Source organism: Bacillus cereus group sp. N21 (assembly GCF_016483395.1).
GTDB lineage: Bacteria > Bacillota > Bacilli > Bacillales > Bacillaceae_G > Bacillus_A > Bacillus_A pseudomycoides.
Window position 1 is genome coordinate 1 of sequence record NZ_JAEHBX010000028.1, and the last position, 16,528, is coordinate 16,528.

Sequence of the window (16,528 nt, forward strand, 5' to 3'; positions counted from 1 at the left end):
AATGAGTGTAAAGATACACAAAAACCCCGAAGCATGGACTTTTTTTAAGTGTCCACGATTCGGGGTACAGTTCAATTATAACATAAATGAGCCTTTTTCATCTCTCAAAGTAAAATATAGAGAATATATTTAATCCATTTCCTCCGAATTATTATTTTTGTGCTCTAAATTTTTTTCTAACAACTTTTCAATAGATTGTAATTTCCATTTAATTTGAAGTCCGATCATGATGATACTAAATATAATTCCTCACAGTAGTCCAAATAACAAAGAATCCATATTATCCTTCTCCCATTATTTATTTCAATTTATAACTAAAAAAGGCTTAGAGATTTCTCCAAACCTTTTTTATCTAAATAGAATTCTAGAAAACTACTTCTCCAATACTAATCACATTACTGATTTCGCTGCGCCCCTCTAAACTCCTCCTTAATTTGATCAAGCGTTCCTTCTTCTGTAATTAATCGATATGCTACATACGCTAATGCTTTTGCGGATGTAACTAATGCTTTATCGCCAAGTTCCGAACGAGCTGCTTCTCTAAATTCATTCGTATGTGCAACTAAATTATCCGGCCCAATTTTAATATAAGGATGAACCGTTGGTACGACTTGACTCACATTTCCTGCATCTGTTGAACCGATTCCAAGTCTCTCTTTACGATTTACATCTTCACCAAGATTTTCTAATTCCTCAGCAATCACTTCATTAAATGTTTTTGTCACTAATAATTCATCAATTTCATTTTGAAACTGATTGATTTTTACTGTTGTCCCTGTTGCTAATGCGGCTCCCTTTGCAATATTTCGTACCTTTTCAGTTATTTCAACACATCTTTTACGTGTTGCTGCTCGAATAAAGAAACGGGCTAATGCGTAATCCGGAATAATATTCGGTGCCTTACCACCCTCAGTAATGACACCATGATTTTCACATCTGATGGAAGCTGCTGACGAAGTGCGTTAATCCCATTGTAAAGCTGAATCACCGCGTCTAATGCATTAATTCCTTCTTCAGGTGAAGCAGCCGCATGTGCCGACTTTCCATAAAAATGAAAATCAAGTGGATCAACTGCGAGTGACGGACTTGTTGTTGCTGTTTTTCCACTAGGGTGAATCATAAGTGCTGCATCAATATTGTTAAACAAACCTGCCTTCACATAACTTGCTTTTGCACTTCCATTCGGCCCACCTTCTTCTGCTGGTGTTCCGAATACAACGATTTCACCGCCGATTTCTTCAATTGTTTCCGATAATGCAATGGCTGCTGCAACGCTAATTGTACCAATTAAATTATGACCACACGCATGGCCTAATCCAGGCAAAGCGTCATACTCTGCTAAAAAGGCAATTGTCGGTCCTTGTTTTCCTGAACTTTTCCGTGCAATAAATCCTGTTTCATGTCCTGCGATATTGTGCTGAAGCTGAAATCCTGCACTTCCTAAAAGTAAACTTAACGCTCTAGATGCAAAGAATTCTTGATTACCAATTTCAGGATTCGCATGTATATCATGACTTGTTTTTAAGTATTTTTCTCTATTTCTTTCTATACTTTCCGTAATACTATTTCGGTGTGACGTTACTTGTTTTGTTCCCATTTCCCATTCCTCCTTTAAATTTGCACATAAAAAAGCCTCTTTCTAAAAGATAGAAAGAGGCTTGAACATACAGATTCAAAAATGGCCTTCTTTCTTATCTTTCAAGTCTTTCACTTGCTGGAATTGGCACAGTATTCATATTGAATCCGCTGCCGAGGTTTCATAGGGCCAGTCCCTCCACCTCTCGTGATAAGAAAATCGTTTTTATTTTCATAAAATTATATTAAATTATTTTCATTCTAGTTTTATTCCGAGTAAATGTCAAGGAATTCCGATCTGATTTTAACGAATATCTAAAAATCCTTTTAAAACGCCAATCGTTTCAGGCGCCTGCATTCTTGCACATATATAAGGGAATTCTGGACTTCCTTCAAACATCATTTGCGATGTTAACGGAGCACCTACCCAAAAGATCTCATCATCAATACATACAAATGGGAGTGATTTATTTTGCCTTTGTACTCTCACATTTTTTAATGGAATTGGTCCATCGCTATAGATTGTTACCTGCGCTGTTGTACGCATTAACGCTTGCCATACCCTTTTATCTACTTGTCTTGTACTTGGGAGCGAAATAATAATTTTTTGTTTTGCTGACAGAATGTCTTTTAATAATGTTTTCGTCTCTTCCAAATTCATTTGCATAAACCATCTCAAGCGTTTTGTAATTTTTCGTTCTAACAATGGACGTGATGTTGTACGATCATATACATTTCCGTGTCTTTCTATGTGAGAAGTTAAGTGAGATAACGCTTGTTTTCTAGAAAGATTTTTCCGCATATATTGACAGTCCGATAACTGAATGAGCTTTCCTCTTGCTCTCGTTACCGCAACATTTACAAGACGATGATTCTTATGATCAAAGAATAACACGCCAGGACGTTCCTGCGGATAACTATCTACTGTATCAAAAATCATCATATCGCGTTCAGATCCTTGAAATTTATGAACCGTCGCTGCTAGAATAGGTGTATTTCGATACTTTGTTTTTTGCAATATTTCTCTTATACATGTTGATAAGAAACGGGACTGCGCGCGATATGGCGTTACAACTCCAATCGATTGAACGCCATCTAATAATCCAATTAAAATCATCTGCATTGCAACTAAACCGGACATAATATTAAAACGAGAACCAGAAGCGGCATCTTTTAAAGAGTAAGCTCCCATTAAACTTGTATCAAACAGAGCTGTCGCTTCGTTTGCAAACGGCTGTAATTTCGCTAATTCTTGTCTTGCCGAAACAGAAGGATGGTCGAACACTCTATTCTTATAAATAAATGAGTTTGTAAATTTAGATATATCCGCATGCATACGTCTTTGTTCTTGCAGCATAAATAGATTCGGATGTGTCTCGCACTTGTTTACGGATTGGACAATCCCTGCATGATAAAACATATCTTCTCCTAACCACTTTCTAACAAGCTCATGATTTGCCATCGCAATTGGTGGCAACTGTAAAAAATCACCACAAACGACAATTCGCTTACCAAGAGAAGCAGCTAATGCGATTTGTGGCACATATGCCATACTCACTTCATCTACAACAACTAAGTCAAATGTTCGTTCATAAATAAGAGAATCAATTGCACACTTAGATAGTGTCGCACCTATTACCTTTGCATTTTCAATATATTCTCTTTCTACTTCTTTAATTTTCGCTCTTTGTTTTCTAAGATCTCCTTCAATTTCTTGCATACGCTTTTTATCAGAAGCAGTTGCCTTATAAGATAAGATTTTTTGACGAAGATCTTGACGCATTTCTTCTAAATAAAGCTTTTCTTCTCCCCATGAGCCATTCGTTGTTTCCACTAATCTAGAAGCAAGCAACGTTTCATGATTACGTATATGTTCATGTTGACTAAATCCATACCGGACGATTTCCCCTGGTGTCCATTTTTCTTTTTTTTCTATTTGCTTTGTAACCTCACTCATTAATACATCAACCGCTGCATTACTATGAGCAAGTACAAGTACTGATTTTCCTTTTTGATAGTGCGCCGAGATAATACGTGATAAATTATAAGATTTTCCTGTTCCAGGCGGTCCCCAAACATACGTCGCCCTATTATAAAAAGAACGATATGCAAGTTCATTCTTCGGATTTTTCATCTTTTCTATATGCTTTGGCGTACTTTTTCCATCTAAAAGACGCTTTACGCGTTGACGTTTTTGTTTATCTTTTCGTATTTCTTTCAATCGCTCTTGCAATTGCTCTAATAACTGCCATGGTTCACTATATAAAATCGCTTCTCTTATTTCGCCTTGTATATAATCATTTAATTTCAGTTCGATTTCTAATCCATGTACAGATAGCACTTCTCCTGTTGCTTCCTCACCATCAAATTCAATCCGAATGGGTGTACCATCAGGTAAGCTTACTTCCGAAATAAGCTGAAATACATACACCGTACTCTCATAATCTGTATATAAAAAACGGCCATTTATAATCGATAATTTACTGCCGCCTATCGTTTTCCAATGTTTAATTTCATATGCTAACGCCTGATGCCACTCTTTCATCGTTTCCGTTAATGAAGGAGCTTGCGAAGTTGTATTCATACTAATGTCTCCTTCCTTCTCTCCAAACATACTTTCTCACTATATCATAGAACACTAGAAAATTTGTAAGGTTTTTATCTTGCTTATTTTCTTAATTTTCAATATTATGATGCATATGCAATTTATGGGATGAAGGAAGCAACATGCCAGTAAGAAGAATCGAACATGTCGGAATCATGGTTGCAAACTTAGAAACGTCCCTTTCCTTTTATGAAGAAGTAATTGGACTAAAGCTTATCAAACGTATGGGACATCCAGACCCAAACTTAAAGCTTGCTTTTTTAGGTGTAGAAGAATCACAAGAAACAATTCTTGAATTAATTGAAGGCTATAATCCTTCTCTTCCAGCAGAAGGAAAAGTGCATCATATTTGCTTTAAAGTAGACTCTCTAGAAGATGAAATTGAAAGACTGAAGAAGTTAAGAGTAACTTTTTTATTAACAGAGGAAATTGAAACATTACCTGATGGAACACGTTACATTTTCTTCTCTGGCCCTGATGGAGAATGGATTGAGTTTTTTGAGACGGAGTGATAAGGTAAAGCTTTTATCAGTAAGGGCATTCATTCCCTCACTTATTTATTTATGGAGGTGAACCGATACATTGAATCAAACAGACATTCAACTAGGAAACATACACGGTCTCTTATTACAGCCCACACAACAGAATAAAAAAATAACAATCGTTTTCTATCATGGATGGGGATCTAGCATTTATCATCAAATCTTTTTAGGTACCATCTTAACTAACTTTGGATATACCGTAATTATTCCAGAAATTATTTATCACGATTCACGGACAGCTTTAGAAAATCATTTTTCTAAACCGATAATGGAACAATATTTCTGGAAAACCATTTTGCATACTGCTAAACATGATATAAATGATTTATTTACTAGTATCTATGAGAGTGAATACTGCTTAGGTCATAAAATTGTAGTTCTCGGAAGTTCAATGGGTGGATTCATATCCTCAGGAGCTTTTATCAAAGATTCAAAAATTGATGCACTTATTAATATAAATGGTTCAGGAGCTTGGATAACTTCTGAAGAGATTTTTCAAAAGCAAGGCTCAAATATCGCCAATGTAATTCATATGATTAGAAAAATGGATCCTATTCAATTTATCGAACGCATTCATAATCGACCTATACTATTATTACACGGGGCAAGTGATGCTGTTGTCTCGCCTCTTGGACAACAAACATTTTATGAAAAAGTACAATCACACCATCAAGATACAACAGCTAACATTACATTTATGCTATACCAAAATATCAATCATTCTATAAGTATTCCAATGATTGAAAAAATAGTAAACTGGTTAGATGAGCAATTTGTTCTTTATAGCTAATTAAGACAGACAAGTAAAGCTTACATAAAAAATCAGCACCACTTATTTTGGTGCTGATTTTCTTACATATTAGGAAAATAGTGATGTATTCGCATATAACGCCGGAGAACCACCTGAATGTACAAATAGAATGTTATCTTCTTTCTTAAATGTACCTTTTCGAATTAGGTCGATCAGTCCAGCTACTGCTTTCCCTGTATATACTGGATCCAGTAAAACCCCTTCTGTTTTTGCTAAAAGCTGAACAGCTTCTACCATTTCAGGTGTTGGTAAAGCGTATCCTGGTCCAACGTATTCATCAAAACATGTCACGGCCTCACGCGGAATACTGTTTAGAATACCAACATGCGCTGAAGTTTCTTGCACAAGCTTACATACCTTTTCTTCTTGTTCAGCTTTCCCGCGGCTCACATTCATTCCAATTACCGGAATCCCTGTTTGTCTTCCATAAAATCCAGTGATCAAACCAGCATGCATGCCCCCGCTGCCACTTACACAAACAACCGTATTGAAATCTATCCCTTGCTCAAACGATTGAGCCATAATTTCCTCTGCACATGCAATATATCCCATTGCACCGGTAGGATTGGATCCTCCAACTGGAATGACGTATGGTGTATGCCCTTTTTCAGTTACTTCTTTGGCCACTTTTTGCATCTCATCCATAAGGTCAGTTCCGTTTGGCACAACGATTACATTTTCAGCACCTAATAAATGATATAAGAAGTAATTCCCATTAAAGTCTGGTTTTTCTTCTGGTTCAAGTCCTTCTTCTAATACAAGAATGCATTTCATCTTCTCTTTTACCGCAGCTGCTAATGTTAATCGGCAATGATTGGACTGAATACCGCCAGCAGTAATTAACGTATCTGCACCTTTCGCCTGTGCATCCGCCACAAGGAATTCTAATTTTCTTGTTTTATTTCCACCAGCTGTTAAACCAAGTAAATCATCTCGTTTAAAATAAATAGAAGGTCCTCCTAGGACTTCAGAAAAGTGATTTAATTTTTCAATTGGCGTATATGATTCTGTATATTTTTTTCTAGGAAATTTGGCTAAATTCATACTAACTCTCCTTCTGTATTCTCTATTCAAGCTTCATACATGTAATTAACGTATCCTAACATGCTCTGCTTACTGATTATAAACTTTACACTTTCAATGAAAGAAACTTTATGTAGTAAGAACAACTTCAATGTCTTTTCGAAATAGATTATTTGCAGGAAACATTTTTCAGTATACTTGATTCATCTTAGTAAAGCGACTCGAATTTTTAAAAAACCATTATTTTATCTGACATTTAACTAATTCCTTTATAAACACCCTGTTGTGATTGTCGTTGTGAAATAATGTTACTATATTTGTGAATTTTATTTCAAATTTACAATAGTTCCTCTTTTTGTTGCTTTAAAAATTCTCAAATAATAAAAATAAACACTTCACTGTTTAATCTTGAAACAGCGAAATGTTTATTTAAGTTATCAGCTGTTATTTGATTCACTCATCACTAGGAGCAAACTTTTATATATACGCCTTTTTCTATTGTTTGCTTCGCTTGTTCCGTCATCATTTTAACACTAGTCGACAAGTTGGATACGGGAACAAGTTGACCTAAAACGATAACAAGTGGGTCAATCAGGCGCTGTTTTGTTGTTTGATGGACGTCATAACAAGACTGGGTTCCCTTCTCTACTTTGCTGTTAAAAAGCGTATATAGCATAGCTGCTATTCTGCTATCTCCAGAGTCCTTTAACAAGCGAACAACATCCTCATCTTCTTTCAAAAAATCTTCTATAGACAACACATCTTTTTGCAAAGCAAGCCTTAATGTTTTGGCAAGCTGATCATTCCCAAACATATTAAGCGGGTCCATAAAAAGCCCAATGACTTCTTTATAATACGTACTCACAAACCACTCCGCCGCTGATTGATCACTGCAAACCATTTTTCCGTCCAAAGCCACAAGTTGTTCTAAAAAGAAATGTGCTTCCTGTAGTGTTATATGACCATAGGCGTATAAATCACGCAATGTATAATCAACACGATCCGCGCATAATTGTGGGGCTGGTTGTTCCAATAAAGTCCATTGGCTCTCATCAAGCAAGATGCTCTTCCAGTCTAACCCAGCCTTCGCCAATATATCAGGAATTGATGATCGAGCAACTATCTGTTCATAAATCGTTTCATGATAATTCTCTTCTTTATGCCCTAAGACATAATCAATAACATGGGAAAATGCCGTGTGCGAAACATCATGCAATAAAGCGGCCACTTGCTCTTCCAATGAGCCTCCGAGTTTGTTCACAAGCATCATCGTGCCAATTGAATGGTCGTATCGCGTGTTGTTCCAATTTGAATTTACAAGATAGCTAGCTCCACCTTGATAAATTCCTTTTAATCGTTGAACTGGCTCACTGCAAATAAGTTCTAACAAGACACCATCCACCTCAAATTCACCGTAGAGGGCGTCACTAAGCTTCAAAGTCATTATCATGGTTCTTCTCCTTTCAACATACAAATCATGTCTTCAAGCTAAAACGGGGTGATCTAGCTTTATTAAATCTCTACATGCAAACATCATTTCTCACTTATACAGTAATCGAGGCATTCATTACAGCCAATGTTAATCAATACAAGAACAAAACCGCTCTTGTGCTCATTGACATCCACTGGAGAACAACACACCCTTTGTACCCCAATGCCTGCTGTATCTGTCTTAGGCAGAGCCTCATAATAAGATTATACCATTTTTGAGTTTGTATTTACTTTTTATTTTTTTGTTCCGCATAAATACAAAGACAACAAATAAAGCCACTAACACCTGTATACCACCTACTACAGCATTCATCTCAACACCGGTTATTCAATTTTGTAAAAGGTAAAATAAAAATTGACACTGCAAATGCGGCAATGACACGAATTATCGTTTTATTAAGGCCAATACGATAAAAGAGATTTTCCCATCGGTAAATCTCTTTTATCTAGAACATATATCCATAATTTTTATACAACTTTTCTGAATTATTTATCAACCGAGAACCGCACCATCTGCGTTAACTCAGGTTGCAAATTCATTTCCTCTTTAGACGTACATATACCGTTTGATTCCCTTCAAATTTCGGAGGTGTTACCGGATTATAAGTATGCCATTCTTTTGTTACTTCTATAGAATATTCCATTACTATATCCTATAACTTCTGAATATGCGTATCCTTAAAATCTGTTTTATATTTAAGACCATATCCGAACAGACGATCCATCCCGATATGAGCAGTCCAAATTAAACCAATCATAAGGGTAGCATCTGATTTTAGAAATACGCCTATCAAAATAAGGAATATTGATACTATGTAGGTATGAAATAGATTGTAAACCTGTGCTCCAATACGATTATTGATAAGATATGCAAGCATTGAAACATCCGGCGTTAAAAGCAGTAAGAAAAATATAAACCAACTAAAATCACAGAATGAATACATATATATGCTTGCGACTAAAACAATAAGTCCTTCAAGATGTATGATTTTCTTTTCCACATTTTCCCCTCCTACCATTTAAATATCAGAATAATGAAGTTATTATAACATTTAAAATAAAATAAATGAAAAAGCACAGGAATCCACCCTGTGCTTTTTCTTATCATACTTATACTAACTTTCCGTCACGTAATGTTAAGATACGATCACATACATCCAGCATTCTTTCGTCATGTGTAATCATAATCGCTGCTTTTTGACTTTCTTTTACTTCTCGTTTCATCCTTTCGACAACTTCGCGCCCACGTTTTGAATCAAGGCTTGCTGTTGGTTCATCCGCTAATATTAAATCTGGATTATTCATGAAAGCACGAGCAATTGCAACCCTTTGTTTTTCTCCGCCAGATAATTGATTTGGATAATGATTTTTTCTTTGAGATAATCCAAATGCAGCTAACAAATGATCCACTCGCTTTTCGGATTCTTTTCGGTCTTCTTTCTTTAATTTTGCAATGTAGAGTAATTGTTCTTTTACATTTAAATAGGGAACAAGATTTGCAAACTGAAAAATGAACCCGATTTTTCTTAAACGAATATCTGTCATTTCCTTTTCTGATAAACGCGTAATATTTTGTTCACGAATGTAAATGTTTCCTTTTGATGGTGATAATAACGCACCAGCAATTGATAACAAAGTACTTTTCCCTGATCCAGAGGGACCAACAATACCGATAAACTCTCCCGCCATCACATCAAGTGAAATTGGATGTAGAGCAGTTACTTCTGTATTTCCTTCTCCGTACACTTTACTTACTTCCTCTAATTTTAATAATGAAGTCATTACATGCCACCTCCAATTGCTTCTAGTGCATCAACTTTTAACACTTGATATAAGGAAATAAGTGTTCCTAGAATACTAATGACAATAAAGATTCCTGTATATTGGCCAATCATTGTCGTTGTTAATAAAAATGGCATGCTTTCTGGCAAAATCTTTTGCAATCCTTCTACTAATACAATGCTTATCACCATTGCGACAACAGATAAGAATAATGCTTGCACAACTAAAGTATTTGCTAAATAAGAATTTTTCGTTCCAATTGCTTTTAATACACCTAATTGCTGCGTTTTTTGTAATGTAATGACATAGAAGAACACACCGATTAATAAAGCAGCAATCACAAGCAAGAACGCAATAATCATTGTTAATGTTCCTTGTTCTTCTTTATACCCTGGAATACTTTGAAGAACTTCTTTTTTCTCTATCACATGTGCATTTTTCACTTCTTTATCAGTACGAAGTGCAATTGCGCTATAATCCTTTTGATTTGGCTGCGCAATTTGTCCCCATACATCTTGATTCACATAAACAACAGGTGTGTGACTAAACATTTGATCTTTCGTAAAGCCAACGATTTTGAATTCCTTTTTCGAAACTGGATCGATAATTGTATCGCCAATATCTATGCCTTTTTCTTTAATCGATTCGTCAGCAACCATTTCATCTTGTGCTGTTCCTAATGCATTCCCTTTCACAATCTTTGGTTCCAAGAACGTGTCACGTTCACTTGCAAAAATTGCAATATCAACCTTTTTTGAACTATCCTTCTTTTCATACGTAGAAACCTTCACATGAAATGGCACAGCATCTTTTGCATCTACTTGCCCTACTACATCATCCACATCTTCTTTCTTTATTTGTGAACGGAGTAATTTATTTTCTGCATCATCTGCTAATACAAATTTTGTTGCATCCATATTTTGAATTGATGATGCATTATCATACGATAAACCATTTGCTAATCCAGAAATCACAAGAACTAAAAATGATAATAAAATCATGATGAGCCCGATTAATCCATATCTTAATTTTGATTGTTTTAATTCACGCAGAGCTAAAAACATTTCGCTCGCTCCTTCCTATTTCTTTCTATGTACTCATCTTAAAAAAGAAATATGAACGGAATATGAACAAAAGATTACAATCAAAAAATTACCATTGAATGAAATGTATTGGATTCAAGCCCATAGTTTCATTAACGATTTCTATAATGAGGTTGAATATATCCTAATTGTATTCCTTTTGTTACAGCTTCTAATGAAGATGAAACATCCAATTTATCAAACATATGTTGAATATGGTTTGAAATTGTGCGTTCACTAGCATATAACATAGTAGCAATTTCTTTACGCTTATATCCACCACATAGTAACTGTAAAATTTGTTTCTCACTATCGGTTAATTCTTCAACATAGTCCATAGACATTGGAAAATAACAAATACCTTCGTTAATTTTAATTAAAATTTCCAACAACTTATCTGGCATAATATTTTTATTAATAAAGCCACTTACACCAATTTTTTGAGCTTCATATCGATAAACAGGCAAATCATAACCTGTTAATATAGCTATTTTCGTGTCACATTTACTATCTAAAATAGTTTTTGCTATTTCTAAACCATCTTCGCTACTAATATTGCTTAAATATATATATACTAAAATAATATCTTGCTTAAACTCATTAATGATTGTAATGACATTTTCAACATTTTGTAATGAATAGAATTGATCTATCTCAGGATAATCTTCTAAAGCTATCTCCAAACTTTTGGAGAACAAAGCATGGTCATCTATTAATAAAATATTGATAGGAATCATCTCCTTTCATAGGAATAAAAATAACAATACATAAACCAGAAGGATTACATTCTGAAATTGTCATGTTACCGTTTAACAAAAACAGTCGTTCTTTGATAGAATTCAACCCTCTATGGTCATTAGGAATATGCTTTTCATTTCCCATACCCATTTGACCTATACCATTATCTTTTACTATAATATTTCGTTATTTTCTTGTGCCAAACTCAAAACTAACTTAGAACATTTAGAATGTTTGAACACATTTGTTACTAATTCTTTTATAATTCGATATATAACAAGATTATAAGGTTCAACTAAGAATAAATTATCATTACAATTAAAAGATATATCAATATTTTTCATTCTGTATTTTTGCTGTATCATCTCAAGCAGATTACTATAATTCTTTTTTAATGTGAGTGTCTTTAATAACGTTGGGTGGTATTCTTGCATTTGTACACGTATAGACTGGTTTAAGTCATCTAGCGTTTTTACTATCATTTCATGAATTTCTTCTTTATTAGATTTATTCATCATATTTTTAACTGCTAATATATCTTGTAATATTTCATCATGCAGATAATCAGAAAAATCACTTTTCAACTTCTCCTCTTTAGCTATCTGCAAAAGATTGTGAACGTAAGAGCTTTCTGGCAAGGTTTTGGGTTCTTCTGCATCCACATTTAAGATCGTATTTTTTATGTCTTGAAATAATAATGTGAAATAAAGAAGAACAAACCAAAAAATCGTATGTATAATGACAAAATAGGTAATCATATTAAATTTAAACAACAGCCCAAGCGAACTAATAAAAACAATAAAACATAAAAACATGAATACCATTTTACCTTCCTTTAAAAGAAAATATTGCTTCATAAATGTATGGCTTTTAAAAGCAATCGCATGAATACTAAATAAGGGTAGCAGGATCACGATATACCACCCTAAATTACTTAAATATTCGGGGCTTCCTGCAAACAACATAGCATATAGAATAAAGAGAGCGATAAGAATAGCAACAGATTTAAATAACTGCTTTTTTTCGCTTTTGAAGATAAATTTAATTCGTTTTCGATTTTTCAAAAATAGAAAAATAATACAAATAAAACTAAAAATCCATTGACATGAAAATAGAGCGGCAAATATTTTATCGTTTATCAATTTCGCAACCAATGTTAATACACATGTAATCTTTAAAATCCAGTCTGTTTCTTTTTTATAAGCATAAATAGAATCTTGGAAAAAGAACAAAAGTAAAAATTGTACTGTCTTATATAGAATCACTACACTAAGTAGTATACTTAGTGTATAAGAAATTTGACTCCCGTTAAGCGTAAGTAAAAATTGCCATGAAGCAAAAAATAGCAATTTGGAGAATTTTGATAACGTGTTATTTTCTTTTATGTTTACAAAACTAATGTATGCTCCATATATGACCATTATCGTTATAAGCGTTAGTGGAAGTAACTTTGCTGTGCCTCCAATATTACCTTGCAAAAATTCATAGCATAAAAAAATAATCATACAAAGTTGATTCATTAAAATAAAGATTTGTTTTTGCTCATAGTATTTTTTCATAGACTCACTTACCTTTACTAGATTACATACAGATAAAGCTGATGTTTGTTTATTATCATCAGCTTTATCTGTAAATTTTTACTTTTTATCGTTAAATATAATTTTATAGCATGCTCTTTTTGTTAACAAATAATAAATGATATAAACCACAGTAAAAATAATTAATGCAAAAAGAATAGGTAATATAAAGGCACTACCTTTTCCTAATAAATCGTCCATTAAAGCAGTTTTGTATGCCACCAGTGCAAAAATACTATGCGCTGCCCCTAATATATAAGGGATGTTAAATAACGTAAAGATTTCTTTTCTTATTATCCTTTTTATCTTTTTCTTGTTATATCCCATTCTTTGTAAAATTTTAAATTCATTTTCATTTGACATTATACTCGAAAGATTATGGAAATAGAGTATGCTACCTGTTGCAATAAAAAAGATGATAGTGACAAAGCTAATGAGCAGGAATGTTGAGCTATTCTGCTGGATAATGTAATCATTTTTTTGATAACTACTTGTAAAATAGATATTATCTTTAAATAGTGGAGCTAAGTTTTCATAAACTTCTTTGTTATCTCTCATATCTGTTCCGTTAATGCTCAACATAGTCTTTTCTGGAAGCCCTAATGCTTTTATTTCTTTGTAAAGTTTGTCAGAAATAATAAGGGTTCCTACACTATTCGCAAATCCAATTGGGTTAAGTAATGTGGTCTCTTTCACTTTTACATCCACACTCTTTGTAGATGTTAAGTTCAAAGTATATGTATTCTCTTTATCTAACTTTTCTTTTTCAGGCCTATATTTCACTAAAATACTTTCATGTTTAGCTAAATTCTCAAATTCTACATTTTTCCCTTGAAAATTTATTAAATCCCTGTAATCCGACTCAGAGATTAGATCAAATCCATGTTCTTTCTTTACACTATATTCTTCAGGCAAATTTCCAGAAGAGGATGTTCCCTGAATAATAGTCGTTTCTTTGTATTTCATGTTTTCTTTTCCGACAGTATCTTGTACAACTTTAATTGCTTTATTAGTCAATTCTTTATCTTCTAACGGGAATTCAATAGCTGACGGTACGATACGTTCTGTAGCAGCAACTGGATAGTAAAGCGTCAGTATAATGGATCCAAATATAGCCAAAGTTCCTGCAGCTAATAAAGTTAACAAAATTAAAGTCTTTGCCTTCGAACGGATTTTAAATATAAAGTTTGGAATGATAATAATATTCGATTCCTTATAAAACCATTTTTTCTTTTTCTTCAATTTTTGAATAGCAAAAGGTAAAAAGGAGTGAATAAAGAAGATTGTCCCTAATACCACACTTAACATTGTTAAAAGTGCGATTGGTGAAAACCCTATCGTTTTCCACAATGATTCGGTTCCTCTTATAATATCAATAGCTAAGAAATAGCCTACCAAAATCAAGAATAGTCCTAATAGGGATAAAGCTGTACTAACTTTCATCTGCTTTTCTTCCTTTTTCTCCATACGTACCAAAGTAAGTAAGGAACTTTTTCGAAGGATTATCCAGTTTGATAAGAATAAGACAGTCAAAACAGCAAATATAAAAATAAAAGTGAATAGTACCGAATCAAGATTAATTAATGGCACTTCAGAAGTATGAATGTTTAATTTTAGTACTTTGATTATCACCTCAATAATTCCTTTATGAGCAACAGCACCCAGCACGATACCTACAATTAGAGCAGTAAAACAAATTATAATATTTTCAAAGGTTAATAATTTTACCATGGTTGACTTTCGATACCCCAAGAGCGAATAAATCCCCAGTTCTTTCATTCTTTTTTTCATAAAGAAAGTATTGGAGTATGACATATAGAATAGTACAAATGCCATAACGAAGATTGCCACCGTTCTCGACATTGTTTCTACTCTACCATCAGACGAAATCTTTTCCATGATAATATCGTTCATGGAAAAAGAAATAGAACGAATAGAAGGAAAAGTTATTCTTCAGATTCTTTGTTGCTATTGTTAATAATCCCACAGTCATGCCTTCCTCTCACACTCTTAGTTATATCGATTTTCATCAATTTTTGAGATTTCCTTTAATATCTCTTCAAAAAATTCTTTTCTACCCTTTTCGTTTCTTTTTAATTCTTTCAAAATATTCCCATCCTTAAATATTAAGATTCTACTTGAAAAACTTGCTGCATAAGCGTCATGGGTTACCATTAAAATTGTTGTATGAAGGTCCTCATTAACCTCTCTTAATTTTTGAAGTAGCTCTGTTGCAGAGTTTGAATCTAACGCGCCAGTTGGTTCATCTGCAAATAATATACTTGGCTGTTTCGCAATCGCTCTTGCTGCCGCAACCCTCTGTTTTTGTCCTCCAGAAAGTTGACTAGGGTACTTTGATAATTGTGCGAATATGCCAAAACGCTTTGCTAAACTTTCTATAGTCGATTCGATTTCGTTTGGAGATTTGTTTAACAGAGTAAGTGGCACAGCAATATTTTCCTGCACCGTTAAACTATCAAGTAAAAAATACTCTTGAAAAATAAAGCCTAAATGATCCTTCCTAAAATCCGCCGTTTTGTTATCATTAAGTGTTTTAATATTGACACCATTTATCAAAACATCTCCATCTGTCGGTGTATCAATAGTTGATAGTATATTTAATAAAGTTGTCTTTCCAGATCCTGAAGCACCCATAATACCAATAAATTCACCTGATTCAATATCAAAAGATACTTTATTCAGCCCAGGCAATTGATTCTTATTGTAAATTTTTGTAACATTTTTTGCGGATAATAATATATTCATCCTATTTGCTCCTTTCAATTTATTGATATATTAATTTTATTCTTCAATATATAAAGAAGCATGAGTAAAAAACGCAATCTTCTACTTACATTACAAATTCACTTTATTTGCCCTCCCGTTTAGCTGTCCCCTAGATAATGAACACTTTTAAAAAGTTGCCTATGCCTTCATGAAAAGATTAGTAAAACATTTTGGAGAACCAACTGTTCTCACTACAGACAAAACGCCGGCATTACTTTGCGCATTTAACAAATTAAGAAAACAAGGATTTTATCAAACTACAATCCATTGTACAATCAAGCATTTAAACAATCTTATTGAACAGGATCATAGGCATGTAAAGAGACGTTTTGCCAAATCAGCAGGATTTCAAAATCTTCGTCATGCTTCACGTACGATAAAAGGTATTGAAACCATTCATGCTCTATATAAACAAAGGCGAAGTCTCCAAAGAGACTCCGCCTTTTCAACGTACAATGAACTTCAACAATTACTAGCTACTTCTTAAACATTGCTCCTCATTTACCAACCTGTTT

General features: G+C 33.7%; 10 protein-coding genes, 5 pseudogenes and 1 riboswitch. Of the genes and pseudogenes, 3 read left to right on the forward strand and 12 right to left on the reverse strand.

Annotation, left to right across the window (positions count from 1 at the left end; all coding sequences use genetic code 11):
• Positions 1–395 precede the first annotated feature (395 nt).
• Both JDS96_RS16400 and JDS96_RS16405 read right to left on the reverse strand, forming a co-directional pair.
• A pseudogene (locus JDS96_RS16400) lies at positions 396–1,597 on the reverse strand (M20 family metallopeptidase).
• A 91-nt stretch (positions 1,598–1,688) separates the two neighbouring features.
• Positions 1,689–1,793, reverse strand: a riboswitch (SAM riboswitch).
• 86 nt (positions 1,794–1,879) lie between these two features.
• Positions 1,880–4,189 (reverse strand): AAA domain-containing protein, encoded by a 2,310-nt coding sequence (locus tag JDS96_RS16405; protein ID WP_199667406.1) that lies wholly within the window; start codon positions 4,187–4,189, stop codon positions 1,880–1,882.
• A gap of 113 nt (positions 4,190–4,302) precedes the next feature.
• Between JDS96_RS16405 and JDS96_RS16410 the strand changes: the two genes are divergently transcribed.
• The gene (locus tag JDS96_RS16410; protein ID WP_199667408.1) at positions 4,303–4,692 is read left to right on the forward strand and encodes a VOC family protein; all 390 of its coding nucleotides are present in this window, start codon (positions 4,303–4,305) and stop codon (positions 4,690–4,692) included.
• 70 nt (positions 4,693–4,762) lie between these two features.
• A complete protein-coding gene (locus JDS96_RS16415) occupies positions 4,763–5,512 on the forward strand; it encodes an alpha/beta hydrolase family protein (RefSeq protein WP_199667410.1) in 750 nt (249 codons plus the stop codon).
• A gap of 69 nt (positions 5,513–5,581) precedes the next feature.
• Here JDS96_RS16415 and cuyA read toward each other — a convergent pair whose 3' ends face one another.
• The 10 genes and pseudogenes from cuyA to JDS96_RS16465 all read right to left on the reverse strand — a co-directional run bounded on the left by cuyA (position 5,582) and on the right by JDS96_RS16465 (position 15,992).
• Positions 5,582–6,577 (reverse strand): D-cysteate sulfo-lyase, encoded by a 996-nt coding sequence (cuyA, locus tag JDS96_RS16420; protein ID WP_003207601.1) that lies wholly within the window; start codon positions 6,575–6,577, stop codon positions 5,582–5,584.
• Positions 6,578–7,019: 442 nt separating this feature from the next.
• Positions 7,020–8,006, reverse strand: coding sequence for an HD domain-containing protein (locus JDS96_RS16425; protein ID WP_374221001.1), 987 nt, complete (start codon positions 8,004–8,006; stop codon positions 7,020–7,022).
• Between the two features lie 527 nt (positions 8,007–8,533).
• Positions 8,534–8,691, reverse strand: a pseudogene (locus tag JDS96_RS16430) (DUF4073 domain-containing protein); the annotation flags it as partial.
• Between the two features lie 9 nt (positions 8,692–8,700).
• Positions 8,701–9,048, reverse strand: coding sequence for a DUF4260 domain-containing protein (locus tag JDS96_RS16435; RefSeq protein WP_199667412.1), 348 nt, complete (start codon positions 9,046–9,048; stop codon positions 8,701–8,703).
• Positions 9,049–9,157: 109 nt separating this feature from the next.
• Complete coding sequence (locus JDS96_RS16440) at positions 9,158–9,829, reverse strand: ABC transporter ATP-binding protein (protein ID WP_199667414.1); 672 nt, start codon at positions 9,827–9,829, stop codon at positions 9,158–9,160.
• On the reverse strand, positions 9,829–10,893 hold the full coding sequence (locus JDS96_RS16445) for an ABC transporter permease (RefSeq protein ID WP_199667416.1): 1,065 nt from the start codon (positions 10,891–10,893) through the stop codon (positions 9,829–9,831). The genes JDS96_RS16440 and JDS96_RS16445 overlap by 1 nt, the downstream gene beginning before the upstream one ends.
• A gap of 131 nt (positions 10,894–11,024) precedes the next feature.
• Complete coding sequence (locus JDS96_RS16450) at positions 11,025–11,648, reverse strand: response regulator transcription factor (RefSeq protein ID WP_199667418.1); 624 nt, start codon at positions 11,646–11,648, stop codon at positions 11,025–11,027.
• Positions 11,617–13,208, reverse strand: a pseudogene (locus tag JDS96_RS16455) (ATP-binding protein). The gene JDS96_RS16450 and the pseudogene JDS96_RS16455 overlap by 32 nt, the downstream one beginning before the upstream one ends.
• Before the next feature lie 78 nt (positions 13,209–13,286).
• A pseudogene (locus tag JDS96_RS16460) lies at positions 13,287–15,213 on the reverse strand (ABC transporter permease).
• 23 nt (positions 15,214–15,236) lie between these two features.
• Positions 15,237–15,992, reverse strand: coding sequence for an ABC transporter ATP-binding protein (locus JDS96_RS16465; RefSeq protein ID WP_199667422.1), 756 nt, complete (start codon positions 15,990–15,992; stop codon positions 15,237–15,239).
• Between the two features lie 151 nt (positions 15,993–16,143).
• Here JDS96_RS16465 and JDS96_RS16470 point away from each other — a divergent pair.
• A pseudogene (locus JDS96_RS16470) lies at positions 16,144–16,500 on the forward strand (DDE-type integrase/transposase/recombinase); the annotation flags it as partial.
• Between the last annotated feature and the right edge of the window lie 28 nt (positions 16,501–16,528).